At 59.2% G+C, this 25,754-nt stretch carries 19 protein-coding genes and 1 pseudogene; 3 read left to right on the top strand and 17 right to left on the bottom strand.

Features of this window, described 5'->3' with window-relative positions; genetic code table 11:
* Window positions 1-42 precede the first annotated feature (42 nt).
* Window positions 43-1,266, top strand: coding sequence for an L-2-hydroxyglutarate oxidase (lhgO, locus tag KDW95_RS00990; protein ID WP_255854354.1), 1,224 nt, complete (start codon window positions 43-45; stop codon window positions 1,264-1,266).
* Between the two features lie 1,511 nt (window positions 1,267-2,777).
* Here the strand turns inward: lhgO and KDW95_RS00985 are convergent.
* The 4 genes from KDW95_RS00985 to capB form a co-directional block, all read right to left on the bottom strand.
* Entirely contained in the window at window positions 2,778-4,064 is a 1,287-nt protein-coding gene (locus KDW95_RS00985; protein WP_255854353.1) for a purine-cytosine permease family protein, read from the bottom strand.
* A 262-nt stretch (window positions 4,065-4,326) separates the two neighbouring features.
* Window positions 4,327-5,286 (bottom strand): helix-turn-helix domain-containing protein, encoded by a 960-nt coding sequence (locus KDW95_RS00980; RefSeq protein ID WP_255854352.1) that lies wholly within the window; start codon window positions 5,284-5,286, stop codon window positions 4,327-4,329.
* Between the two features lie 145 nt (window positions 5,287-5,431).
* The gene (gene capA / locus KDW95_RS00975; RefSeq protein WP_255854351.1) at window positions 5,432-7,513 is read right to left on the bottom strand and encodes a caprolactamase subunit alpha; all 2,082 of its coding nucleotides are present in this window, start codon (window positions 7,511-7,513) and stop codon (window positions 5,432-5,434) included.
* A 28-nt stretch (window positions 7,514-7,541) separates the two neighbouring features.
* Window positions 7,542-9,302: a caprolactamase subunit beta gene (gene capB / locus KDW95_RS00970; protein WP_255854350.1), complete on the bottom strand. Its 1,761-nt coding sequence runs from the start codon at window positions 9,300-9,302 to the stop codon at window positions 7,542-7,544.
* A 437-nt stretch (window positions 9,303-9,739) separates the two neighbouring features.
* Here capB and KDW95_RS23555 point away from each other — a divergent pair.
* Window positions 9,740-9,832: pseudogene (locus KDW95_RS23555) on the top strand (hypothetical protein); the annotation flags it as partial.
* A gap of 292 nt (window positions 9,833-10,124) precedes the next feature.
* Here the strand turns inward: KDW95_RS23555 and KDW95_RS00965 are convergent.
* The 10 genes from KDW95_RS00965 to KDW95_RS00920 form a co-directional block, all read right to left on the bottom strand.
* Window positions 10,125-10,256: a putative transporter small subunit gene (locus tag KDW95_RS00965; RefSeq protein WP_255854349.1), complete on the bottom strand. Its 132-nt coding sequence runs from the start codon at window positions 10,254-10,256 to the stop codon at window positions 10,125-10,127.
* A 13-nt stretch (window positions 10,257-10,269) separates the two neighbouring features.
* Window positions 10,270-11,895, bottom strand: coding sequence for a sodium:solute symporter family protein (locus tag KDW95_RS00960; protein ID WP_255856458.1), 1,626 nt, complete (start codon window positions 11,893-11,895; stop codon window positions 10,270-10,272).
* A 1,209-nt stretch (window positions 11,896-13,104) separates the two neighbouring features.
* Window positions 13,105-14,274 (bottom strand): acyl-CoA dehydrogenase family protein, encoded by a 1,170-nt coding sequence (locus KDW95_RS00955; protein ID WP_255854348.1) that lies wholly within the window; start codon window positions 14,272-14,274, stop codon window positions 13,105-13,107.
* Window positions 14,271-15,479 carry an acyl-CoA dehydrogenase family protein gene (locus tag KDW95_RS00950; RefSeq protein ID WP_255854347.1) on the bottom strand — a complete coding sequence of 403 codons (1,209 nt, stop codon included), beginning with the start codon at window positions 15,477-15,479 and terminating at the stop codon, window positions 14,271-14,273. Before KDW95_RS00950 ends, KDW95_RS00955 begins: the two co-directional genes overlap by 4 nt.
* Window positions 15,480-15,505: 26 nt before the next feature.
* Complete coding sequence (locus tag KDW95_RS00945; RefSeq protein ID WP_255854346.1) at window positions 15,506-16,675, bottom strand: acyl-CoA dehydrogenase family protein; 1,170 nt, start codon at window positions 16,673-16,675, stop codon at window positions 15,506-15,508.
* Window positions 16,676-16,685: 10 nt separating this feature from the next.
* Entirely contained in the window at window positions 16,686-17,861 is a 1,176-nt protein-coding gene (locus tag KDW95_RS00940) for a lipid-transfer protein (protein WP_255854345.1), read from the bottom strand.
* Window positions 17,858-18,289 carry a MaoC family dehydratase gene (locus KDW95_RS00935; protein ID WP_255854344.1) on the bottom strand — a complete coding sequence of 144 codons (432 nt, stop codon included), beginning with the start codon at window positions 18,287-18,289 and terminating at the stop codon, window positions 17,858-17,860. The genes KDW95_RS00940 and KDW95_RS00935 overlap by 4 nt, the downstream gene beginning before the upstream one ends.
* A complete protein-coding gene (locus KDW95_RS00930; RefSeq protein ID WP_255854343.1) occupies window positions 18,270-19,403 on the bottom strand; it encodes an acyl-CoA dehydrogenase family protein in 1,134 nt (377 codons plus the stop codon). The genes KDW95_RS00935 and KDW95_RS00930 overlap by 20 nt, the downstream gene beginning before the upstream one ends.
* A gap of 9 nt (window positions 19,404-19,412) precedes the next feature.
* Entirely contained in the window at window positions 19,413-20,384 is a 972-nt protein-coding gene (locus tag KDW95_RS00925; protein WP_255854342.1) for an OB-fold domain-containing protein, read from the bottom strand.
* Window positions 20,385-20,441: 57 nt separating this feature from the next.
* Window positions 20,442-21,212 (bottom strand): SDR family oxidoreductase, encoded by a 771-nt coding sequence (locus KDW95_RS00920; RefSeq protein ID WP_255854341.1) that lies wholly within the window; start codon window positions 21,210-21,212, stop codon window positions 20,442-20,444.
* Between the two features lie 146 nt (window positions 21,213-21,358).
* Here KDW95_RS00920 and KDW95_RS00915 point away from each other — a divergent pair, with 146 nt between their 5' ends.
* Window positions 21,359-22,150 (top strand): enoyl-CoA hydratase, encoded by a 792-nt coding sequence (locus KDW95_RS00915; RefSeq protein WP_255854340.1) that lies wholly within the window; start codon window positions 21,359-21,361, stop codon window positions 22,148-22,150.
* A 321-nt stretch (window positions 22,151-22,471) separates the two neighbouring features.
* Here the strand turns inward: KDW95_RS00915 and KDW95_RS00910 are convergent, their stop codons facing one another.
* Genes KDW95_RS00910 through KDW95_RS00900 form a run of 3 tightly spaced genes read right to left on the bottom strand, consistent with a single transcriptional unit; the run spans window position 22,472 to window position 25,682 of the window.
* Window positions 22,472-23,668 (bottom strand): acyl-CoA dehydrogenase family protein, encoded by a 1,197-nt coding sequence (locus KDW95_RS00910; RefSeq protein ID WP_255854339.1) that lies wholly within the window; start codon window positions 23,666-23,668, stop codon window positions 22,472-22,474.
* Complete coding sequence (locus KDW95_RS00905) at window positions 23,665-24,831, bottom strand: acyl-CoA dehydrogenase family protein (protein WP_255854338.1); 1,167 nt, start codon at window positions 24,829-24,831, stop codon at window positions 23,665-23,667. The genes KDW95_RS00910 and KDW95_RS00905 overlap by 4 nt, the downstream gene beginning before the upstream one ends.
* Before the next feature lie 23 nt (window positions 24,832-24,854).
* A complete protein-coding gene (locus KDW95_RS00900) occupies window positions 24,855-25,682 on the bottom strand; it encodes an SDR family NAD(P)-dependent oxidoreductase (RefSeq protein ID WP_255854337.1) in 828 nt (275 codons plus the stop codon).
* Between the last annotated feature and the right edge of the window lie 72 nt (window positions 25,683-25,754).

Here is a 25,754-nt window from a genome sequence, read left to right as displayed (position 1 = left end):
CACCAGCACCGGTGGCCCAAGCGATCGAAAAATGAGGTCAGGATGTACGATTTCATCATCATTGGCGGCGGCATCGTGGGCATGTCGACGGCCATGCAACTGCTGAAAGCCTTTCCCGAGCGCAAGGTCCTGGTCCTCGAAAAAGAGTCCCGGCTGGCCGAGCATCAGACAGGCCATAACAGCGGCGTGATCCATGCCGGCGTCTACTATACCCCGGGCAGCCTGAAGGCGAAGTTCTGCCTCGAAGGCAACCGCGATACCAAGGCCTTTTGCGACAGTCACGGCATTCCGTACCAGACATGCGGCAAACTGCTGGTGGCCACCAATGCGCTGGAAATGGAGCGCATGAAGACCTTGTGGGAGCGCACCGAGGCCAACGGCCTAGAACGCTACTGGCTCAGTGCCGGCGAAATGAAGGAACGTGAACCCAATATCACCGGCATGGGTGGTATCTTCGTCCCCTCGAGCGGCATTGTCGATTACCGCGCCGTCACCGAGGCGATGGGACGCGAGTTCAGTGCCATGGGGGGCGAGATCCACTTCAACAGTACCGTCACCGACATTGAGGAGCGGGCGTCAGAGGTACAGGTCCAGACCCGCCAGGACACCTTCAGCAGTCGCTATATGATTTCCTGCTCCGGCCTTATGGCCGACCGTATCGTGCGTATGCTCGGTCAGAAGCCCTCATTCCAGATATGCCCGTTCCGCGGCGAATACTTCAGGCTCAAGCCCGAACACAATCAGATCGTCAACCACCTGATCTATCCGGTTCCCGATCCTTCGATGCCGTTTCTTGGGGTTCATCTGACGCGGATGATCGATGGCAGCGTCACAGTCGGTCCCAATGCGGTACTGGCCTGGAAACGGGAGGGTTACCGCAAGACCGACATTTCGCTGCGGGACAGCCTCGAAACCTTGTCCTATCCGGGCATAATCAAGGTACTGAAGCAGAATTTGGGACCAGGCCTCACCGAACTGAAAAACTCACTGCACAAGGGAGGTTACCTGAAACTGGTGCGCAAGTACTGCCCCATAATCGAAAAAGCCGACCTGCTGCCCTACCCGGCCGGCGTGCGGGCACAGGCGGTATCTCACGACGGCAAACTGGTCGACGACTTCCTGTTCGTCAATAGCGCCCGCACCATCAACGTCTGCAATGCGCCGTCCCCCGCTGCCACCTCGGCGCTACCGATCGGCCGGCATATTATCGCAACCGCCATTAAACAGTTTAGTCTGGACACTCCGACCGACACACGGGTTGCCTGAAAGAACCCAAAAGAACCAACCGAGGGGCCGACTCAGGCCCCTCCACACTGCTCTTCAACTACTGATTTAATTCTTGCGATTTAATATCGCTATTCAAGCCTCGCAGGGTGTCCACCTGTCGACTTTTGCGCTTTTAACATTGCCCCTTGCTGCTCTTCACAACCCCACTACTGCGAGGCGCTAGTCGGAATTCGCTGCGCTCATCAACCTACAAAAGCCACGGACAGCACCAGGCTGCTAAACCTAACCGGTAGGAGGCTCGCCTCGCGACGAACGTTTGCTGCCCTGGAGAACCTTATCATCGCCCTCAAGCGCTTCGCTGCCCGCAGCCTGATGAGATGGTCTCCTCCCCACTCCAACCGGCGTCACAATACGCCAAGATAAAGGATCTCAGGTAGTGCACGGTGCCCGCGCGGTAGTTGCACAGGCGGGCCGTAAAGATGATCCACTGAGCCAGTGAATCAATCGGTTGGTCACGACGCGCGGTTTCAACAAGGCGACCAAGGCGCTGGCGAATAAAATGGTCAGGACTGCCTGGGTCATCGTGGCGCACGGCGAGTATTACCACCCCAAAGCGGTAGTGTGACCGGCGAATCCACGAAAAAGCAGTGCGTGAGCAGAGCAACAGAGGCTGATAAATCCACCCAGGGTTGCGAAGGCAAAAGACCCTCGATGACTCTACAGGTCAATCCAGCATACTGAAAACCTGGCCATTCCAACGTTCTGCGAGAACGATAGCCTGATAAGGACGGTATACGCGAATGCTCATCAAGGCCAGAAGCCGCACGAGTGGCTTCAACAACAGGCCGGAAACATGGCAGCAACCTGTCCCTGATATCGAGATCCAGCGCCTTGCACACGGAAGAAGACCATATATGGAGGAGCGCAGCGAGTTCCGGGAAATGAGCCTCAGACTAATTCCGAAGATGAGTCTGCAAATTCCGGGGAATTGTATATTAACCCGGCGGGTTAATACATGAAACAGGGATGTTTCATCATTGTCCGCAGGCCAATGCGAACCCCACAAAAACAAGCACGTCCACGCACTTGCGCCTGTTTTTGTGGGGTGACTGGCAAATAGGGAGGGAACCTATTTGCCAGCCAGGTTAATAACCCCAGCCCGCTTGTCGACTTGTTAAATCTTGCCCCTTGCACCCGCCGCTGAGCTTCTGCCATATTCAAAAGCAAGAGCTAGAAGCTTGTCGGGCTTGACCGGTCGTAGCGAAGGAAAAATCGATTTGAGGTAGCTTTTGAATCATTACAGCCCAAACTCAGTTAGGCGCGGCAAGATACCCCAGTGCAGGCCAAAACCTATTTCATATATCAGTTGGCCGGGGACCTTTGTGCTTTGCACATGACAGCGCCGGAATAGCTAAGAGCCAAACACCAGCCAGTGCTTTCCCAGACAGAAATCCTGCGTATTAAACAAGGTAGTCAGGGCGCCCCCAAGGGTCGCCCTGACTACAGACCAGGAGGAAGACGTGTATACTGGAGTCCCGGTTTTACGGCGCTCAGGCTTCGGCTTTGACGAACCAGTGCTGCCTGGCACTGTTGAGCAGCAGCCAGTAACTGCAGAACGCTACGACAAAGGTCACCGGTGAGGCAAACAGGGCCAGCTCCGCATTACCGTAATTGAGTAACAGAATTCCGAGTCCGGCTGCGAGGAACCAGGCAATCAGACCGCAGGGGTTAAGCGCAGTGACGCGGTCGAGCTGATACTCGATACGACCATCGAACAGCTGGTCGTAACGGGGCGAAAATATATGAGCCAGCGCGATTGCCACCCAGGCCACGACAAAGATGCCCTGATACGCCAGCGCCTGCAGAATGAAACTGAACACATTCAGGCGCATCAGAAAATACACCACGGCACCCACCGCCATGGCCCAGGCAAAGCGCGGAACCCGGACCAGGCCGAAGCGCTCGAAAAATGCCTGCATGTTTTCTGCGGCCAGGTAAAAGTTGGCTGTGTTAATCCGTGTCTGGCTGACCCAGACAAACAGCAGCCCCCAGATGCCCATCAGCTGAATGATGGCCAGTACTACGGACACTTCTGACAAGCCGCCCTCGGTCGGAATGGTTGCCACCAGGAAAATACCAACAAGGCCATTGACCAGGAAAGTAAACAGATAGAACGGCATGCCAAAATTGACCTTGGCATGGTAATCCGCGTCGCCCTGATGTCCGAAGCGGGCGTAATCCCACGTATACATCATCAGGATCCAAACACCCATAAAGTAGGTAAAGCAGTTCCACCAGCCATTCTCAACAGGTCCTGTTTCAGGCCCCATAGTCAGCCAGTCGTTGGAATAACCGAACGCCCAAATTGACATTACCACTGCGGCAATCAGACCCAATATATAAAAAGGTAGCAGTACGCCGTTGAATTTATCAAGCCAGTTCTGGACACTGCCAAAGACCAACGGCACGCTATAGAAAACCACCAGCAAGTAAGCCTCGTTCAGCGTCAGCGACGGGAAATAGCTCTGTATCGCCACCGCGATCACAGAACCTTCAAACACGCTGTAATAGATCGCCGTGGCGAAAAATATCAGGGTCGCGAGACTCGCACCCAGATGACCGAACAGTACGCGGGAAAACAAGGCTACCGAAAGTCCGGTCTTGATGGCATAACGGGCGATAATCCCGTTAACAACACCAAAAGTGATCACCGACAACACCAGCCCGATAATCGCATTGAGGGTGCCGAAGTTCATCGCCAGAGTAGCTGCGACCACCAGCCAGAACATGGCACTACAGATGGCCCACCAGGCCATGGTCAGGGAGTGCTTTTTCATTCGTTCCCCATGGGGTACGGCCTCTGCGGAATAATCGGCCGTGCTGCCGTCTAATTTTATATTTCCAGCCATGATGTCTCTCTTTCTTGTTGGATTAAGACCATCCAAAAGTACAAGAGATAGAAAATAGATAATTGACCGATAGCGTACGATCTATTGCACTGCACTGTACCTATGAGCCCAAATCTAGCTCAAAAAAAAACCGGACAAAGTCCGGTGGGTAAATAGAGTACGTTGTTCCCTGCTCAATTATTTTCCCTTTCTACAGGTCCTCCCGAGCGGACTCTCGGGCTTCCCTGGCGGTACAACCGAAGCGTGACTTGAACGAACGGCAGAAATGAGCCTGGTCTGCGAAGCCCCATTTATAGGCAACCTCGGCCAGGGTCACATTCGACGAGCCGCTCCTGATATCGTTCATCGCCGCCTGAAGCCGAACTTCCTTGATCCACTGACTAACCGTCTGCCCTGAGCCTTGGAAAAGCTTGTGCATGTAGCGTGTCGAAATCTGGCACGCCGAGGCGATCAGCTCCGGAGACAAGTCCGGGTTGGTGATGTTCTCGCGTACGAAGTGTTCGATTCGCATCAGGTGAGCATTGCTTACGCAGGCCTCACCACTGGCAATAACCCGGTCGTCATCCTCCAGTGTCAGTGCCAGCAATTCCAGCAGCTGCTGACTGGCCAGGCCCGTACCCTGGGCGCCAAGATACGGTACTTGCCTGATCACGCTTCCTAGAAAATCCGAAAACAGTGCCCCGGCGCCCTGCTGCAGACTGAACTCCATATACAGAAAGCGCTCTGGCGTCCGCACCCGAGTGCGCAGATTGGCGTCAGGCACCCGCAGCACCCAGAGCTGATTGTCCCGAGCATAGCTAAACTCATAGGGCAGGTCGCTGCGCTCAAGTATGAAAGAACCCGGATTGCAAATAACCTTGTGGCGATCTTGGCTGAAATCGACCGGCTGCAGTTGCGGGATGGTAATCAAAAAGGGGCTATTGTCTTCATCTTTGCTGATATTGCGGGCATTGCGCCGGTAACGGGTCGGAGAGGTCTCCAACCGGGAAATGCTAATTTGCTCTAGGTTCCAGCACGACAGCGAACCGTTAAAAGTATCCGGCTCGCGAAAATCCAGCGCGAGCGGGAAGTAAGTCTTGTCGATCACCTCACGCCAGTACCCTGCCCGTTCGGCACGTGGAATCAGGCTAGTGCTGTAACTTTTGTGCATTTGAGCACCCTCTTATTCTAGCTATATATGCTCCTTGCGATGCCGCCAGCTCCAAAGGTCCCGGAGCGGCGCGTGTACATCCCTAACACCCGTTTACGAACTAACCCCGGGAGGCTCCGGGGTTGGCTCGTGGTACGAGTGCTTCCTATCCCTCTCGCGTGATGCGATAGCAGTTGTTAGGCTCAAGCACTAACGTCCAGCCAGGACGCACGACGATATTAGTCGTCGGCTCTTCCACCACCGCCGGACCTTCAACCGAGATACCCGGATCCAGTCGCTCGCCAGCATAGACCGGTGTATCGACCCAATGGCCCTCACCGTCGAACAACATCGGCCGGGTTTCGGTCAGAGCATCGTTAAGTGTGCAACCCGAGGGGGTGAGTTTACGCACTGGAGGTTTGCTGACCTGCCCGACCAGCGTGGTCTCAATATTGACCAGCTCCACCGGATTATGCGGCTCAGCATAGGTATACAATTCCTCATGCCGCTTGTGGAAATCAGCCAGAATAGTCGTAATCCTATCCTGCGTAATCACCCCCCCTGCTATATCTACACTACACTCATGGATCTGGCCGACATAGCGCATTTCAGCGCTGCGCGAGGCCGATATATCCTCCGGCGCAAAACCGTCTGCCTGCAGGTGCTGGGTACCCCGCTGCTCCAAGTCATCAAAGCGCGTGTTGAGCGTATCTAGGTTAGCCGTGCCATCAAGGCGCATCGGTTCAGTGGCCATATAATTGTAGCGTACATCGGAAATGATCTGACCAAAGGCACAGAACACCGACGCTACCTTAGGTACAAGCACTGTATTGCTGCCGATCTCCTCCGCCAACGCAGTAATATGCATGCCTGCAGCGCCACCGGCGCAGACCAGGGCGAAATCCCGCGGATCATAACCACGCTCGATTGAGACTCGACGGATGCCGCTGACCATATTGAGGTTAACAATGGTGCTGATGCCATAGGCAGCTCGCTCGACACTGATACCCAGAGGCTCGGCAACATGCTCGCGCACCGCCTCGAGGGCCGCCTCAGCATCCAGCCGGATAGACCCACCAAGTACAGCCTTGGGGTTCAGATAACCCAGCACTAGGTTGGCATCTGTCACCGTGGGCCGGGTGCCGCCCTTACCATAACAGACTGGCCCCGGGGTCGCCCCGGCGCTCTCAGGCCCCACCTGCAACATGCCGTATTCGTCCACTTGGCAAATGGAGCCGCCACCGGCACCGAGGGTCTCGACCTGGATCATCGGCACACCGATGCGATAACGCAGGAAGTCGATGTTCTTATTCAGGTTGGTCTGCCCTCCCTTAGTCAGAGTGATATCGAACGAGGTGCCACCCATATCAACGGTAATCACATTATCGATATCAAAGGGTTTGGCGACGTAGAGCCCCGCCTGCGGCGCCGATGCAGGCCCCGAGTTGATGGCATTCACCGCCCGCCCCTGCATCGCTTCGCCGATGGCCAGCCCCCCGTTGGACTGGAAGTAGCGCACCGGATGACGCACGCCCAATGAGCGGAAATAGTCGTCGATACGTTCGACATAGCGCCGCATCACTGGACTCAGGTAAGCGTTGACAACGGTAGTGGAAGTGCGGGTGTATTCACGCACCTGCGGATCAACCTCGGTACCAGTGCAGACGAACACGCCTGGCATCATCTCCTGCACGATCTCACGGGCACGGCGTTCGTGATCAGGGTTTCGCACGGCCCAGACAAAGGAGATAGCCACACTTTCGACGCCCTCTTCCTTGAAATAGCGCACGGCCTCGCGCACTGCCGCCTCATCCAGAGGTGTGTGCTCCGACCCATCAACTAAAACACGCCCCGGAATCGGCCTACGCAGATAGCGTGGTACGATCATATGGGCCGGAGGGAAATCGGCATCGTAACGGTAGCCCTCCTCCTTGTGACCGAGGCGGATCTCGATGCTGTCTTCATGACCAGCAGTACACAGCAAGCCGACCTTAGCTCCCTTCTGCTCAATCAGCGCATTCAGCGCCACCGTGGTGCCGTTGATGCAAAGGTCACACTGCTGGATAATCGACTCCACAGATTCACCCAGTGCCTCACTGATCTGAGCTAGGCCCGCCTTGATGGCAATAGTGCCGTCGTGGGGGGTAGACGGACTCTTGAAGACCCGCACGTCGCCAGTCTTCTCAGCTAGCACGAAGTCGGTGAAGGTGCCGCCGGCATCCACACCCAGACGATATTTACTACGCATATTATTATCCTCAGTCGTTGGCGTTTGGTCACGCAGAATGGCGATGAGCCTGTTCACGCAGACGAGAGGTCTGCTCCTCGTCAAGAGAGCCGTCCTGCGGCCGGATAGCGACGCCGTACTCGAGCTCGGCACCTTTCAGCGATACCAGACCGTTACGATAATCGTCCAGCACCGCCTCGATAGTGCGGCTAAACGGATCGCCGTAGCCACCGCCCCCCGGGTTAACATTAGTGACCCGCTCGCCCGGATTGATGGTGACGATGGTATTGGCCCGATAAACCTGTTCCTTTCCGTTACCGGACACCACCAACCGGCCGAGTTTCTCGCCCTGCAGCCCGTTCTTTGCCCCAGCCGCGCCCATAGTCGGAATCTGTCGCCCCTCACCGAAGGCAATAACCGTCATCTCGTGATCAATCGGCTCGACCTCCCAGGCCGTGCCTGAACCACCCCGATGGTGGCCTGCACCGCCGCTGTCCTGCACCAAGCCATAACGATGGATGATGATCGGATAGGCATACTCAAGTAGTTCGATGTCACCGGAACTAAGGGCCCCGAAGCAACTCAGCGGACCACAGGCATGCCAGCCGTCCATCACCTGGGTGGCACCCGCACCGGAGATAATCGACGCCAATACCATGGTGACGTACTGTTCGTCACTACGGGGATCAATGCCTGCGATATTGATACCGCTGGCGTGCCCCCAAGAGGCAGTGACCCGCTCGGGCGCCGCCTTTTCCAGCGCCATACGCACCGCATCGGTCAGAGTCTCCATGGGTGTCGTGGTGCAGTTGACATGAGGCGCCGGTTCCTGAGCGTTGCAAAGGGTGCCCTTCTCGCCCAGGTCTACCGTCACGCAGCGATAGAGACCCTCGTTGTAAGGCGGCGGCAGCTGCGCAAACATCATCAACCCCAGGTACACGCCGGACATCGAGTTGCCTTCGTAGGAATTGATGAAATAGGGTATCTGCGGCGGGCTTTGAACTTCGATATGCAGGTTATCGCCCTGCACGGTCACCTTGGCGGTGATTTCCATCTCACCAAAGCCATGGCCGGCGTCTTCAAGCACTGCGCTGCCAAGATATTCACCATCGGGCACCGAGCGGACCAGGGAACGCATCTGCTGATCGGCCGCGTGTTTTAGCTCGGCAATACAGGCCTTGACCGTATCCACACCGTACTTGTCGAGCAGCGCAATCATATTGCGCTCGCCAACACGACAGGCGCCGTACTGGGCATTAATATCGCCTTCCTGATCACGGCGCGCACGCATGTTGGTGAGTAGCAGATTAATCACATCCTCACGTCGCTTGCCTTGCTCCCATAGTTTGACTGGCGGTATACGCAAGCCCTCGGCATAAATCTCTTTGGCATCCGGGTTGTAACCTGCGGGTACCGGGCCACCGATATCGGTCAGGTGACCCTTGCAGACGCTCCAAAATACCAGCTCACCCTGATAAAACACCGGTTTATACATGCAGCAGTCGAGAATGTGACTGCCCTTGTAGGCGGGATCGTTGTGGTAGATCACATCGCCTTCCTGAATGTCGTCACCGAAATACTCGGCCACACACTTCATCGCCGGAATCAGCGAGCCCAAGTGAATCGGGATATCCTGCCCCTGCAGAATCATCTCCGGAAAGTGATCGAACAGCGCGTTGCTGTAGTCATGAGCCAGATTGAAGACACTGGAACGCCCGGTCTTCTCCAGCGTCAGCGTCATCTCGCGCTGCGCCGTCTCGAGCGCGCCGCGGACAACGGCCAGCGTGATCGGGTCTACTGTAGCAGCCATAAACTACCCCTTGTTTGTTCTTGTAGGTCAAAACCCCGTAAAGACCGTAAAGCCTTCGCAGGAGATTGAAGCCAGTATAAGAACCGGAGCCAGGCATTTATTGACGGCCAGTGAACAGTGAATTGTTGCAGAGGGACAAAGAGCAAAGGGGTCAGCCATGATGTTAGCTGGCGGTGATCAATCACCAAACGGTGAAAAAGCAGGGCTCGCGATCGGCCTCGGGCTTGCCGGGCGGCCGGTACTATACTGAATGAGTTTGTACGGCCGGGTTGTTATCATGTTGCTACACAGGGTGCCGTTTCAGCCCGCGCGGTCGTAGCGGAGCTTTGCCGCCCGCGACGACAGCCAAACGCAGGTATCTTAATATGCGAAAGCCATCTTCCCGGAACCTGGACCTATCGCCTACTATTTGACGGTACTGTTCGCAGACATCGTCGATGTTCAGCCGGTTTTCAGCCAGCATGAGTCCCGAGCGATTGGTGGCGGTGCTCAACGAAATCTTCACAAACTCTGACAGCATCGCTGACTTCCGTGGCCTCGAAAAGATCAAGACCATTGGCGATGCCTACATGGCGGCGGCCTGGACCTGCGAGGTGCGGCCAAGGTGGCAGTCGGCATCGCCAAGCAGTGCCTGGAGTACGCGGATGCGCCGGAAGCAGAGGCCGGCACCAGGTTCACCCATAACACTGGTGCCGCCGTGCAGCTGCGCCGCCTCGTGGCGGCACCTGTCGGCCCTCTGGCCGACTGTTCACTACATTAACAGGCTCACCCACCGGAGACCGGGGGACCTGCTCATCGTTGCGGTCGATGCAGTGCAGTGCGTCAGACGATGTCCCTGTTTTCACGTTTGGCTTTACGCACATCTTTAACAATCGCGCTCAGCATGACGACGAGTACTATGGCCGAGATAACCGGCCAGATCAGGATATAGCCACCCATTAATAATTCAGACATGTTTTTGCTCCTGTTATTGTTCGCTGCCAACACCTTCGCTAGGGGATAGCATGGCGCTCTGGTGGTTGAAATTGCCGGTTCGCTGCTGGATTAGCTTGAAGTCGAAATTCGCAGGTTTGGCCAGGCTGATGCCGGTACATACCAGGGTGCTCACGCCGTAGGCAACCAGTGACGACAGCAGCACTGTATAGTCGCGCAGGAAGTCGACGCAGAATACGGCCAGCGTCAGGGCAGCAAGCAGGCCTGCGATCAAGCCGGCCTGCTTGCCCAGAAAACCGGAGGTCATCAGCCCGATCACCACGCCACCGCCAAGGCTCGCGAGAAGTTCAAACAGCACCGCGATCGCGCCGGTCATCGGCAGCAGTTCGAAGCGTACAAGGCAGAAACAGGCGAAGCCGGTCAGCACCGCCGTGGTAAAGGCGGTATTGGACACCCGGCGCCAGTACATGCTGGCAATAACCGGAAAGACCACTGTCCCCCAGAGCGCGCCGACAAATACCAACATGACCAGTATGTTCAGGGAAAAACTGGCCATGACAATGCCGAGCGTGGTGGCCACAACCATTGTCAGGCGACCCAGGAACAGCATCCTGCGTGGGTCGGCGCGACCCTTGGCAATGTTCGTACCGTAGATGTCAGTCATGACAATGGCCGACAGCGCGGCCAGATCCGAGTCTGCAGTTGAAGACAGGGAACCGATTACCAGGATAAAGAACAGACCAATCATCACGGGCGACAGGTAGCTGGAAACCACCTGGGGAATGATATTGTTGGTGTCGCCGTTGAGCGGTTCCAGTCCGTTGATGGCGGCCATCAGGCCAATCATGCCCAGGCCGATGACGATGGCACCATAGCTGATGGTGGCGGTGATAAACGTCGGCTTGATCAGGTCCTGACGCACGGCGAACAGGCGCTGAGAAATGGTCTGGTTACCGATGGCATAGGCCAGCACGGCGACGAAGAATGGCGCGCCCTGCTCCAGAATCGCAGTGGTGGAGAACAGGTCTGCCTGCTCTGTGGTCAGCGCGGACATGTTGTCGATCAGAACCTCAGGCCCCCCCATGGCAAACAGCACCATCGGAATAATCACGACGGCAATGGCAATCATGGCGACCACCTGAGTAACATCGGTCAATACCGAGGCGCGGAAGCCAGACCAGAACGTATAGGCCAGTACACCAAACCCGGCCATCAGCACGCCGTGCTGGAAGGACAGCGGAGACAGCACCGATACCAGGGCTCCGGCAGCGGTGAAGTTGACCATCAGGCTGATCAGGCTGCCAAGCAGGTTGGAAACGGCCAGGATCAACTGGCTCGATGATCCATGGCGGGCATTGATGACTTCACCCAGCGTATGGGCCTGGGGCGCCAGCTTCCGAATGCGCACCCCAAACGGATAAATGAACAAAATCATCAGCGCGCCCCACAAGCCGTAATGGAGCGGACCGGACAGGCCATAGGTAAAGCCGGATGTTGCGGCGGCGTAAAAGGAGGCGGCCCAGATCCAGGTGGCGGTCATGCTGGCCGCAGAAATGCCATAACCGATATTGTGACCCGAAACCATGTAGCTATCGGCATCTTGATCCTTCCTGTTGATCATCAGCGTAATCAGAAAAGTAGCAAGATAAAATCCGACCATCAGCAATATTACAGAGGTGGTGGAAAACTGGTAAATAGGACTATCTGTCACTGTTGAATGACCTCACTTTTTATGCGAGCCTTGCGACCCGCAGTGGTAATATCCAGATACTGAAGCGATTTTTTAATTACCATTGAGCCAGGCGGTGGGTACAGCAGCAAATAATGCCGGGTATTTGAATTGGGAATAAGCTTGCGGTGCATTCCTGATTCCTCTTATGTATTGATGGTTAAAACTGCGGCCACGGCATGGCAGGCGCACAGCACAGCTGTACCTGCGCCGCCGTTCAGGCAGTCAGTCGGATAGCATTTATGTATCCAAAATTTTGGAATATTATACACACATTAATCATTCTTTTGTTCCAAAAAAGCCCTAAGAGCCTGTGAACAAGCCCCTCCAGCGGTTTCTGGCCTCCTTCAGGGTCGGGAAAACCGCTGCTGGTACGAAAAACACCACTCGCAGGCGACAAGCCTGCACAAGAGACAACCTGCAATCTGCCGTCACTCCACCGTACCCGGTGATCATGAAGACCTTAAGCGTCTCGTCTTGCGGGTACAATATTCGGGTCGGCACAGCGCCACTGGCTGAATATTTTATTTCGTGGTTGGGGTTCGGTTTAATAGTCAACTCTTAATTGTTAATACCAGCCCGGCTGGTTATTAACCTGTCGAAAAAACGGGTTCTTTCCCTATTTATCCGTCACGCTACAAAAACGGGCACAGGCGCGTGGACATTCTGTTTTTTTGGCGTTCTTATTGGCCTGAGGCCAGTGATGCAGCCTTCCTGCTTCATATATTAGCCCGCCGGATGACCATTAATAAAAAGCGGGAAGGTTTTTAATATTCCTGGTGAGAAAACAAAATATACCGACTAGCACGTTTAAAATATCATATTATTCCTGAATGGCATTTTTCAATGCTCCCCTTTTTACCGAACAAGCTCTTGCTTTTTAATATGACAGTAGCGGCAAGGATCAAATAGCTGACAAGTAGGCGCGCTGCTCGTAGGGGCAGCGCCCCACTGTGAAGCTTTTGAAGGCGAAGGCAAGGTTCTGCGGGGCACCAACCATTCGTCGCGAGGCGCGTCGGCCAGAGGTCGATACAGTGACGGCCCTCGGATGAAAGCTGGCGGTTCCTGGAATAAATAGCCGGACAACGGTACCTTGATCAGGATGGCAGAGGAGCAGCGAACGCCCCCCTGCCGGAGAGGTCAGGCGGCGGCCTGGACCTGCGAGGCGCGGCTGAGGTGATAATCGCTATCCCCCAGCAGTGCCTGGAGTACGCGGATGCGCTTGAAGTAGAGGCCGACATCCAGCTCGTCGGTGACGCCGATGCCGCCGTGCAGCTGCACTGCTTCGTTGCTGATCCGGTCGGCCATCTGGCCGACTTTCCATTTTGCCAGGCTCACCAGCTGGGCGGCCTGTTCGTCCTGGCTGTCGATGGCATCCAGCGCCGCCATCAGGCTGCTGCGCGCCAGCTCCAGCTCCACATGTGCCCAGGCGGCGCGGTGCTGCAGCGCCTGGAAAGAACCGATGAAGGTATCGAACTGTACCCGGGTGCGCAGGTAGTCCAGCGTCATCTGGAACAGCTGTTCGCAGGCGCCCTGCAGCTCGGCGGCGATGCAGGCGCGGCCACGGTCCAGCGCTGCTTCGAGCACCTGTGTGCCCTGGTCCAGCTCGCCGATGAGCTGCTGCGGCGACAGCTGTACCTGGCTGAAGGACAGGCGCGCGGTATTGCGCGAGTCGATCAGCGCCTGGCGGCTGAGGTTCACACCCGCGGTGCCGGCCGGGACGATAAACAGGCTGATGCCCTCCTTACCGGTCGCAGACGCTTCAACAGCCGCAGACGCTGCCGATTCTTCGGTACGCGCCGCAACTATCCAGCCGTCGGCACCCAGGCCATCCACCACCATGACCTTGTCGCCGTTAAGCTCAAAACCATTGTCGGTGCAGCGGGCGCAAAGGCCAATCTGCTCCGGCTCGTGCCGGGGGCCTTCATCGACCGCCAGCGCCAGGCGCTTGCTGCCGTCGATCAGCGCGGCCAGCCACTCGCTCTGCTGGGCCTCGCTGCCGCCCTGCTCCAGAACCGAGCCACAGAGGACTATGGATGACAGCAGCGGCGAAGCACTCAGGTAGCGACCGGCGGATTCGAACACGGCACCCATGCCCTTGTAGCCGAACTCCAGCCCGCCGAGGGATTCGGGGAAGGGAATGGCCGTCCAGCCCAGCTCTGCCATATCGCGCCAGAGCGTGCTGTCAAAACCCTGCTCGTCGCCACGGTCACGCAATGCACGCAGTGCCGCGACCGGGCTGCGCTCGGCGAAAAACTCCTGCGCCGTATCCAGCAGCATGCGCTGCTCTTCGTTATAGATCAGGCTCATTTGGCGCCTCCTTTACTGGCATCGGGTAACTGCAGCACCCGCTTGGCAATCACGTTCAGCTGCACTTCGGAGGAACCGCCGGCGATGGTCTGGGTGTAGCTCATCAGCCAGGCCTTGCTGATGGCAAGTTCCTGGGCGCTGAACTCGTAGCCGTCCCAGCCCAGGGCACGGTGCCCCATGGCATCGACCAGAATTTCAAACTTGGTCTTCTCCTGCTCGGTGTGTACCAGCTTCATGATCGAGGCGATGCCGCTGACATCCTGACCGTCACGGGCCGCTTCGCCCATGCGCTGTACGGTGAGGTTGTAGGCCTGCTCATCCAGGGCACAGGCCTGGGCCCGCGCCTCAAGCACATGGTCAGAGGCGGTGCGTGCCTGTGGCAGATATTCACGCAGAATCGACATCAGGTCGAAATGGGTCGGCAGGCTGAACTCGCCGAACTTGGACATGGCGCTGCGCTCGTGCTGCAGCAGCTTTTTCGCCAGGGTCCAGCCGCCGTTAAGCGGCCCGATCAGGTTCTCTTTCGGCACTTTCACGCCATCGAAGAACACCTCGCAGAAAGACGACTTGCCGCTGATCAGGTCGATCGGACGCGCTTCCACGCCTTCGCTATGCATGTCCAGCACCAGCAGGCTGATGCCCTCTTGCTTTTTCCCACTGCTGTTGTCGGTGCGTACCAGAGCGTACATCCAGTCGGACTTGTCGCCGTAAGAGGTCCAGATCTTGCTACCATCGACGACAAAATGATCGCCCTCGTCCCGGGCGCTGGTGCGGATATTGGCCAGATCCGAGCCTGCATTGGGTTCACTGAAGCCCTGGCACCAGCGAACTTCACCGCGGGTCATGGGCGTCAGCAGACGCTGTTTCTGCTCTTCCGTGCCGTACTCCAGCAGTACCGGCCCCAGCATCCAGATGCCGAGGTTGATTTGCGGCGGACGGCAGCGCAAGCGGCGCAGTTCCTGCTCCAGCACCGCTACCTCTTCAGACGCCAGGCCTGCTCCGCCGTAGGCCTCGGGCCAGGCGGGGCAGAACCAGTTGCGATCGCGCATGCGTTCGAACCACAGTTGCTGATCTTCGTTGGCGAACTCGATGCGGGATGCGCCCCAGACGAGTTCCCCAGCCGCCGCCGGGCCACGCAGCGACGCAGGGCAATTGGCTTCCAGCCAGGCGCGCGTCTGGGTGCGGAAAGTCTCAAGTGAACTCATACAACTCTCTCCTCAATGGCCCGCCATCAGCGGGCGGTGCGCGGCATGCCCAGACCGAACTGGGCGATCAGTTCACGCTGGATTTCGTTGGTACCGCCGCCAAAGGTCAGGGTCACGGAGGCGCGAACCTCGTACTCCAGCTCGCCCATCAGCAGCGAAGCGGCCGAGCCTTCGCGAATCATGCCATTGGCGCCGACGATGTCCGTCAGGCGGCGCAGGATTTCGATGGCCGATTCCGAACCGTAGACCTTGGTGATCGAGGCCAGCGCCACATCCATCTGCCCTTCTTCCAGGCTCGCGGCGATACGGAAGTTGATCAGGCGCATGGCCTCCAGGCGCGAGTAGCACTCGGCCAGCGCCGTGCGTACCCAGGTCTTGTCCATGGCACAGCCGCCCTGCTCGTCCCGGGTTTTGGCCCACAGATACACCCGACGGAACAGCCCCGCTACCTTGTCAGACCAGGAGCCAAGCCCCAGACGCTCGTGGTTAAGCTGCGAGGTGATCAGTTTCCAGCCACCGTTGAGCTCGCCCACCAGCATATCCCGCGGCACCTCTACGTTATCGTAGTAGGTCGCCGCCGTCGGATTCGAGCAGGTCGGAATCACGGTATGGGAAAAGCCCTTGTCCTGGGTATCGACAATCAGGATGGACACGCCCTTGTGACGCGGCAGATCCGGGTCCGTGCGGGCCGCCAGCCAGACATAGTCGGCCGATTCGGCGCCGGAGGTCCAGAGCTTGTTGCCATTGACGACAAACCTGTCCTCCTCGACACGGGCACTGGTTTTCAGTACCGCCAGATCGGAGCCGGCATTGGGCTCGGAGTAGCCGATGGCGAAGTTGATTTCGCCCCTGGCGATCCCTGGCAGGAATTTTTCCTTCTGCAGCGCGGTGCCGTGCTGCATCAGCGCCGGCCCCACGGTGCTGATGGTCACGAAGGGCAGCGGTGCGCCGGCAATATTGGCTTCTTCAAAGAAAATCAGCTGTTCGGTGGCGGCATAGCCCTGGCCACCGTGTTCCTTGGGCCAGCCCACCGCCAGCCATCCATCCGTGCCCATCTGGCGCACGGTATTGCGGAACTCATCGCCGCCTTCCTTACCGCGCAGCGAGCTGCGCAGTTCCGGTGTCATCAGGCTGGTAAAATAGTCGCGCACTTTGAGCCGCAACGCATGCTGCTCGGGTGTCAGATCAACGAACATGATGACCTCCTTAGTTGGCGCTCAGAATCAGACCGCTGGTCGGCACGCCGGTACCTGCAGTCACCAGCACGTTTTCCACGTCGTCCACCTGGTTGACCGCGCTACCGCGCACCTGGCGTACCGCTTCGGCAACCCCGTTCATGCCATGGATATAGGCCTCGCCCAGCTGGCCGCCGTGGGTATTGATCGGCAGCTTGCCGCCGCGAGCATGGTGCCCGGCGCGGATAAAGTCCTTGGCTTCGCCGCGCTTGGCAAAGCCGAACTCCTCCAGCTGCGGCAGAACAAAAGGCGTGAAGTGGTCGTAGATCACCGCGGTCTGGAAGTCCTCTGGCCCCAGGCCCGACTGGCGATAGAGCTCACGCGCCACCACGCCCATCTCCGGCAGACCGGTGATGTCTTCGCGGTAATAGGAGGTCATGACCTGCTGGCCGCTGGCGATACCCTGGGAGCCGGCCTTGATCAGCACCGGTTTCTGTTTCAGGTCACGGGCGCGCTCGGTGCTGGTGATGACCATGGCCACGGCGCCATCGGACTCCTGACAGCAGTCCAGCAGGTGCAACGGCTCGCAGATCCAGCGCGAGGCCTGGTGATCTTCCAGCGTAATCGGTTTCTCGTAGAAGAAGGCATTGGGGTTGGTGGCGGCAAAGTCCCGCACGGCCACGGCGACGCGGCCGAAATCTTCCGAGGTGGCACCATAGGTGTGCATGTAGCGCTGCGCGAACATGCCGACCCAGGCCGCCGGCGTATGGAAGCCGTGGGGCATGTACCAGCCGTAGTTGACGTTCTCGTAGATCGGGGTGGAGGCAAAACCGTAGGTGCCGGTGCCAAAGCGATACCAGGAACGCTCGTTCATGGCGCGATACACCACCACGGTTTTGGCAACCCCGGTCGCCACGGCCATGGCCGCGTGCAGGATGGGCGCACAGGCGGCGCCGCCGCCGTGGGGAATCTGGGAAAAGAACTTCACATCCTTGCACCCCAGCAGGCGGGCGATCTCGTACTCGGGCACCTTGTCCACCGAGTAGCTGCTGAAGCCGTCCACCTCGGACGGATCGATACCGGCATCAGCCAGTGCCGCGAGCGTGGCTTCCATCGCCAGGCGCAGTTCGGTGCGGCCGGAGTTCTTGGAAAACTCGGTGGCACCCAGGCCCGCAATGGCGGCCTTGTTACTGATCAGTTCGTTCATGCCCTGCTCTCCTGCTGCCCGGGCAGGGTCACGGCCACCGTACCGGTAACGTGATTGCCCATCGAGTTCTTGCCCTTGAGACTCAGCTCGACCGTGCGGCTGGCGGCGTCTATCGCGCTGATCTCGGCCTGGAATGTCATGCTGTCACCGGGGTAATTCGGCGCGCCCAGGCGGATGCGCAGATCCTGCAGCCGACCCTCCGGGCCGCACCACTGCTCGACAAACCGCTGCACCAGCCCGCTGGTGGTGAGGATATTCATGAACACATGGGGCGAGCCCAGTTGCTGGGCTGCATCCTTGTCATGATGGCCGGGGAAGTAGTCACGGGTGGCGATAGCGCCCCCGGTGATCAGCGCTACGGTGATGGGGATTTCCAGTGCCGGCAACTGCTCACCGAGGCTGACATCTTCAAAGCGTCTTGTTTTCATCGAGGTCATATTTCCATCCCAAGGTATCGTGAGTTGCCAGCCAGTCGCCCAGGCGCTCAAGTGTCGCCCGGCTGCCGCCCAGACTCAGACTCAGGGCGCGGCTCCAGTAGAGGTAGCGGTGGATCGGATAGGTCAGATCGACGCCGATGCCACCATGCACGTGTTGCGCCTTGTGACCAATGCTATGGCCAGCCTCACAGGCCAGCCAGGCGGTCGCCAGGGCTTCGGAGGGTGCCGGCAGGCCGGCATCGAGACGGTAACAGAGCTGCCAGAGCGCCGAGCGCAGAGTTTCGACCGCCACCTGGCAGTCCGCCATGCTCATCTGTACCGCCTGGAACTGGCCGATACGGCGCTCGAACTGGGTACGTTCATTGACATACTCCACGGTGCGGCGAACCTGCTCCTGACTCACCCCCAGCTGCAAGGCGGCCTGGGCGGCGATGGCCCGTTCTTCCAGCCACTGGGTGGCGTTAGCCGGCAACAGCGCCTCTGCGCTTAGCTGTACCTGGTCAAATTCCAGATCCGCCACGCTTTCGCCCTGGGTCAGCACACCCTCGATGCGGCTCAACCCCGGAGTATCGAAGCGCACACAGACCGGGCATACACCCTGCGCCGTTTGCGCCAGCACCAGGGCCGCTGCGGCCTCGGTAGCGCCTGGCACCGCCGCGGCCCGACCGTTGAGCACCCAACCGGCATCGGTCTGGGTTGCCATCAGAGTCAGCCCGGTGGACCGGCTCTGATCGGTGACCGACAGCGTCAGGATGTCGCTGCCCGCTGCGGCACTTTCCAGCAACCCGGCAAAGTGTGCCGGTGCAAATTCAGCCAGGGCGGCGGAAGCCACCTGGTGGCGCCACAGGGGCACCAGCGCCAGGCTCCGGCCCTGGGCTTCCAGCACCAGCATCAGCTCGGTCATGCCCAGGTCACTGCCGCCGGCCGCTTCCGGAATAAATAGCGAGTGCAGGCCGGTTTCGATACAGGTCTGCCACAGGTCCGTCATCTGGGTGGCACCGGTTTCGTCGAAATCGCGCAAGCGCTCATCGGTACAAAAGTCGGTAAACAGCCCGGTTGCCATGTCGGCAATGGCGCGCTGTTCTTCGCTCAATGAAAAGTCCATGCTTGCTCCTCAGTCCGAAACCGGGCGAAACAGCGGCAGGGTCAGCTGGTCATCGAAGGTCTCAAACTCGACCTTGAGGCGCTGGCCAATCTTCAGCTCGCTGCGATCCACACCGACCAGGCCCGCCGACAGGCGCACGCCTTCGTCCAGCTGGATCAGGCCGATGGGGTTGGGGTGGTCAAAGGGTGCCACCTCGGGGTAATGCATCACGACAAAGGAGTAGAGCTCGCCGGTTCCCCTGGCAACACGGTAGTCCAGATCAAAGCTGTGGCAGTGTTCACACACCGGCGCTGGCGGGTGCTGCAGCTTGTTGCAGGCCTTACAGTGCTGGATGCGCAACTCGCCGGCCTCGCAGCCTTCCCAGAAGAAGCGGGTGTCGTCGCTGATACCCGGTAACGGGCGCCTGGCGGCCGGTTGCTCGGCTTTGGCGGCCGGCGCCGGTTTTGCCGCCTGTGCTGGTCGGAACTTGAACACCCGGAACAGCAGCTCGCCGACAGGCTCGTCGCCGCCCGCCTTCACCGAATGGAAGGACATGATCAGAGTGACGAAAAAGCCGGTTCCAAGACCGGTGGTCTTTTCATCGCTGACGTCCTTCACCAGGGTGGTGTAGTAGAGCTTTTCGCCCATTTTCAGGTAGCGCTCGAAACTCAGTTCAGAATTCACCGCCACCACCGCCGGATAGCCATGGGATTCGATCAGCTTGAGTACGCCGTAGGGGTTCTCGTCGGTCGAACCCGGCGGGTAATTGTTCATGTGCAGACCTTCCAGACACCAGGCCTGCAGCATGGCTGGCGGCGCGACAAGCTCGCCAAATTCCGTCGTAGCGGCATAGTCAGGATCGGTGTAAAGCGGGTTTTCGATCCCCATCACTTCGCACCATTGCCGAACCATCGCAGGGTTCACGTCATCCCATGCGTAGATGCGGCCATACTCCCGCCCCACCATGGAACGCACTTCCGATAACCATTCGTAATCAGCCAAGTTACGTCTCCTTTTTAACAATGGGGCCACCCAGACACGGGCGGCGCCGGGGTTTGATCAGGCGTCAGCCTGCAGAAAGGCCGGCCTCTCGCCGCCACCGTTGAGCAACAGGTTGCAACCACTGGCGTAGGACGCAATCGGCGACGCCATGAACAGGCAGGCATTGCCGATATCCTGTGGCTGCGCCATGCGACCGGCCGGAATGGTCGCGGCAACCGCCTGGATGCCCGCCTCATCCCCGTAATGCAGATGCGACTGTTCGGTCTGTACCAGACCCGGGCTCACGGCAACCACACGTACTTTCGGCGCCCATTCCACCGCCAGCGACTGGGCCAGCGACAGAATGCCCGCCTTGGCGGCACCATAGGCCGCGGTACCGGGGGAAGCACGCAGCGCACTGATGCTGCCGATAAACAGGATGCTGCCGCCCTGAGGCTGCTGCTGCATCTGCCGGTTGGCCAGCTGCGCCACGTTCAGCGGCGCGATCAGGTTCAGGCGCAGAATACCTTCATGGAAACGCGGCGATACGTCTGCCGCCATTGCGTGCGGTGCACCACCGGCGTTGTTGACCAACACATCCAGGCGGCCAAAATCGCGCACAATGCTATCCATCATCGCCGCCACGGCATCGAAATCACGCACATCCACGGGCAAAAACACCGCTTCGCGCCCCTTTACCCCGGGCAGCTGCTCCGGCGCATTGCGCCCGCAGACAACAACGGTGGCTCCGGCATCGAGAAACGCGCGCGCAACCCCGGCGCCGATCCCCTTGGTACCGCCCGTCACCAGAACCACCTGGTCGGTGTAATCAAACTGTGCGGCCTGCATCTTATTATCGCCCCCTGTTTTTATTGACCTGTGCCCCAGTCTACTCAGCCAGGCAAGGGCCCTACTTCGTCTAAATGGACGATGCCTGCAGCCCGGGGGAAGGATCACAATTTGCTAAACGTCAATTGAATCAGCGAGGCCGTCAGGTGCAGACAACCCAAGCCCCCGAGGAAACCCTGCTACTGGAGCGCCCGGAGCCCGGCATTGCCGTGCTGCGTCTGAACCGGCCGCACGCCACCAATGCCCTGAGCCTGGAGCTGCAGCAACAGCTGTCGCGGCGTTTTACCGAGCTTTCGGCTGATGACAGCGTGCGCTGCATCGTGCTGACCGGGAGCGACAAGGTGTTTGCCGCCGGCGGCGATATCACCGGCCTGCTGGATGCCGATCCGATCGAAATCTACAAGCGCCATACGGAACGTGTCTGGGCACCGATTCAACACTGCCCCAAGCCAGTGGTGGCCGCCATCTGCGGCTATGCCTTTGGCGGCGGCTGCGAGCTGGCAATGCATGCGGATATCCTGATCGCCGGCGAGAGCGCCAGTTTCTGCCAGCCCGAAATCCGTATCGGCATCATGCCCGGCATCGGCGGTACACAGCGGCTGGTGCGCGCCGTGGGCAAGGCCAAGGCCATGAGCATGGCCCTGACAGGGCGCCCGATCAGCGCCCAGGAAGCCTGGGTCGCAGGCCTGGTGACTGAGGTCTGTGCCGATGCAGAGGTGCTGGACAAGGCTCTCAGCACCGCCCGCACCATCGCACGCATGCCGCCGCTGGCGGCCGAGCAGATCAAGGAGTGCATCATCGCCGGCATGGATGCGTCGCTGGAAAGCGCTCTCGCGCTTGAACGCAAGGCCAATGCAATGCTATTCGCCTCCCGTGACCAGCACGAAGGCATGCAGGCCTTTCTGGAAAAACGCCACGCAAAGTTCACTGGCGAATAAGCCAGCCACTGCGCGGCGGCTTGCACCTGGCAACACAACAGCCTTCAAGTTTTCGGCCCCCGACGGTTGCACACCCCGGGGGCTCTTTTTGTGTGTAAAACCGGTGCAAGGCAAGGTTAAAGAAACGCAGGATGGGTTGCGACGCACTGCGATCCGGCTAAAAGCGGCTGAGTTGTTTGGGCGTGGTAAACCCATCACGGCACCTGCCCGAAAGAATGATGGGTTAGGGCGCGCACTGGCTATCGAATGCGTGGCAGCATCAGTGCGCCGCGCACCTAACCTATCCTGCGAGCCCATCAACCCTAAGGGCGTTTTCGAGGGTCAGCACAGTCGTGGTTCACGCGGCATGCCCAGCCCGCGCTCGGCAATGATGTTGCGCTGTATCTGGTTGCTGCCACCGTAGAGGGTGTCCGAACGCACAAACAGGAACAGCGACTGCAGCCGGGTCAGTTCATAGGGGGCAGCCTCCAGCAGCTGCCCCTGCTGGCCACAGACATCAATCGCCAGTTCGCCCAGGTCGCGGTGCCAGCTGGACCAGAACAGCTTGTAGATCAGCGCCTCGCGCTGCAAATTGCCGTCGCTGTCGTTTTGGCCCGACAGCATGCGCAGGCTGTTGTAGCGCATGATCTTGAGCTCGGCGTGGGCCTTGGCGATGCGCTGGCGGATCACCGGATCCCGGGCTCGGCCATTGTCCTTTGCGATGCGAACCACTTCGTCCAGCTCGTTCTGGAACTGCATCTGCTGCCCCAGGGTGGAAACGCCGCGCTCGAAGCCCAGCAACCCCATGGCAACCTTCCAGCCATCCCCCGGCGCACCGACAATATCCCCGGCATCGCAGTGGGCATCATCAAAAAACACCTCGTTGAACTCCGAGGTGCCGGTGATCTGCCGGATGGGCCGCACCTCAATGCCCGGCTGATCCATTGCCAGCAGAAAAAATCCGAGCCCCCTGTGGCCAACGGAATCGGGATCCGTGCGGGCGATAACGAAACAGTAGTCCGCCTCATGGGCCAGGGAGGTCCAGACTTTCTGACCATTGATGACCCATTTGTTGAGCGCAGTATCGAAACGGGCGCGGGTCTTAACGTTGGCCAGATCCGAACCCGCCCCCGGCTCGGAATAGCCCTGACACCAGAGCTCGCTGCCGGCCAGTATGCCCGGCAGATACCTGCTCTGCTGCTCGGGTGTACCGAAGGCCATGAGGGTCGGTCCGGCCAGCCCCTCACCGATATGACCCACCCGCCCCGGCGCGCCGGCACGGGCATATTCTTCAAAGAAGATCACCTGCTGCTCGATCGAGCACCCCCGTCCCCCGTACTGCTGCGGCCAACCGACACCGGTCCAGCCGCCTTTGGCCAGCTGCTGCTCCCAGCGTTTTCGTTCCTGCGGGAAACTGTGCTCATCCCCCGGGCCACCGCGAAACCTGAGCCTTGCAAACTCGCCGGTCAGATGGGCGGCCAACCAGTCAGCCACCTCGGCACGAAAACGCTCGTCTTCCTCGCTGAAACTTAACTTCACAGGGTGTCTCCTCCATCCAGCAACAGGGCCGCCAGGGTCTCGCGGTGCTCATTGGCACCGCCCAGCATCAACGAACTCGCCTTGGCGCGTTTTAAATAGAGATGTACGTCGTATTCCCAGGTAAAGCCGACACCGCCGTGCAACTGCAGACTTTCAGCGGCATTGCGGAAAAACGTCTCCGAGCAATAGGATTTTGCAATTGCTGCCGCCTCCGCCAGCTCGCCCGCCAGCGCACCTCCATGCCAGGCTTCATCGGCGATGCAGGCGGCGTAGTAGCAGGCGGAGCGGGCCACTTCGGTACGCAGCATCATGTCCGCCGCCTTGTGCTTGATTGCCTGGAAACTGGCGATGGGGCGGCCGAACTGCTGCCGTTCGCCGGTGTAGGCCACGGCCGTATCCTGCACCTGCTGGGCTCCGCCCATCTGCTCGGCTGCCAGCGCGACCGTTGCCAGCTGCAGTACCTCATCCAGTACGGGGCCGGCAACGCCTTCGGTGCCGAGGCAGGCGCTGGTGTCGAGCCTGAGATGATCAAGGCGTATGCGCGCCAGGTGGCGGGTCTGATCCAGTGTTGGTGTCCAGTGCCGCTCGACCCCTGCAGCAGCGGCCTCGACGGCAAACAGGCTGATGCCGTCACGGCCACGCGTGCCCGGCCGACGCGCAGCAAGAAGCAACAGATCGGCGCTATGCCCGTCCACCACGAAGAAGTAGTCACCACTGAGGCGGTACCCGGCATCGGTACGCTCATATTCGGCACTGACCGCCCCGGCGCCTGGCTGCTCGCGGCCGATCCAGGCCAGGGTCGCGGTCTGGCCTTTCATAATCCGCTCCAGCCAGGGCTGGGCCTGGGCCGCCGTGGCCGTGCGCTGCAGCGCCGGTACCGCCTGGCACAGGGTTGCAAAAAACGGAGAGCAGACCAGGTAACGGCCCATCTGCTCCATCACCGCGACCAGTTCGACATAGCCCAGCCCCAGACCACCCGCAGCCTCTGGGATGGTGATCCCGTGCAGGCAGAGATCCTGGCACAGCTGCTGCCAAAGTTGCGGGTCGTAACCGGTCTCGGTCGCCATGGCTTCGCGTACCGCCGCCGAAGCACTGTGATCGGCAAAGAATCCGGCCGCCGTGTCACGAATCATTTGCTGTTCGTCTGTAAAGCGAAACTGCATAATTTCTGGCTCCCGCAGTGCAATCAATCGATGGAAATGGCGTGTTCACGCGCAAAGGGTTGCGCCTGAACGGTCTGATACTGGAAATCGACGGCCTGCGGTGCGGTGGCGAGCCACAATAGTACCGCGGCGGGCAGTTCCGGCTCCGCCACGCCCCTGCGCATCGCCAGCACGCCCTTTTCACCGATGGTGGCGCGCAGAGTTTCGGTGTTGACCACACCAGGGTTAACCGTGTAAGCACGGATACCCTGGTCGCCATGTTCGCGCGCGATAATGCCGCCAAGGCGTGACACTGCCGCCTTGCCGGCGCCATAGGCATAGCCCCAGCCGCCATCCCGGGCGGCGATTGGCGGGTCGGACTCGCCGGCACCGGAGGTGATATTGATGATGCAACCGCGCTTGTGCTGCAGCATCGTGCGCAGTACCTGCTGGGTGATCTGGACCGGCGCGAACAGGTATCCCTGTGCCATGCGCTGCAGGGTTTGCGGCTGCAGGTCAAGCAGCGGCGCATTCAGATCCGGCCCTTGGTAAATGGCGTTATTGATCAGCACATCGACCTGGCCGTAATGAGACAATACGCTGGACACGGCCTGCTCGACCGAGTCCGCATCGAGCAGATCCATCGGCACCACCTTGACTTCAACGCCATAGCGACGCGCGTCTTCAGCAGTACCATTCAGACTACCCGGGAGGGGCTGGCCATTGACGCCAGTGATGCTGTGGGGGTGTGCCTCACCCTCGTCGAGGGTGCGGGCACTGAGTGCGAGATTGAAACCTGCGCGGGCAAAGGCGATGGCGGTTGCCCGACCGATGCCGCGGCTGGCGCCGGTGATAAACGCGACCTGTTGCATGATTGACTGCCTCTGTTTTTTAGACAGAGTGCAACAGTTCATGCCCAGGTCTCATCCTTCATCAGGACGATG

Source organism: Marinobacterium rhizophilum (assembly GCF_024397915.1).
GTDB classification, from domain to species: domain Bacteria; phylum Pseudomonadota; class Gammaproteobacteria; order Pseudomonadales; family Balneatricaceae; genus Marinobacterium_A; species Marinobacterium_A rhizophilum_A.
The sequence above is the reverse complement of the archived record's forward strand: the minus strand, read 5'-3'. Positions and strand labels throughout refer to the sequence as shown.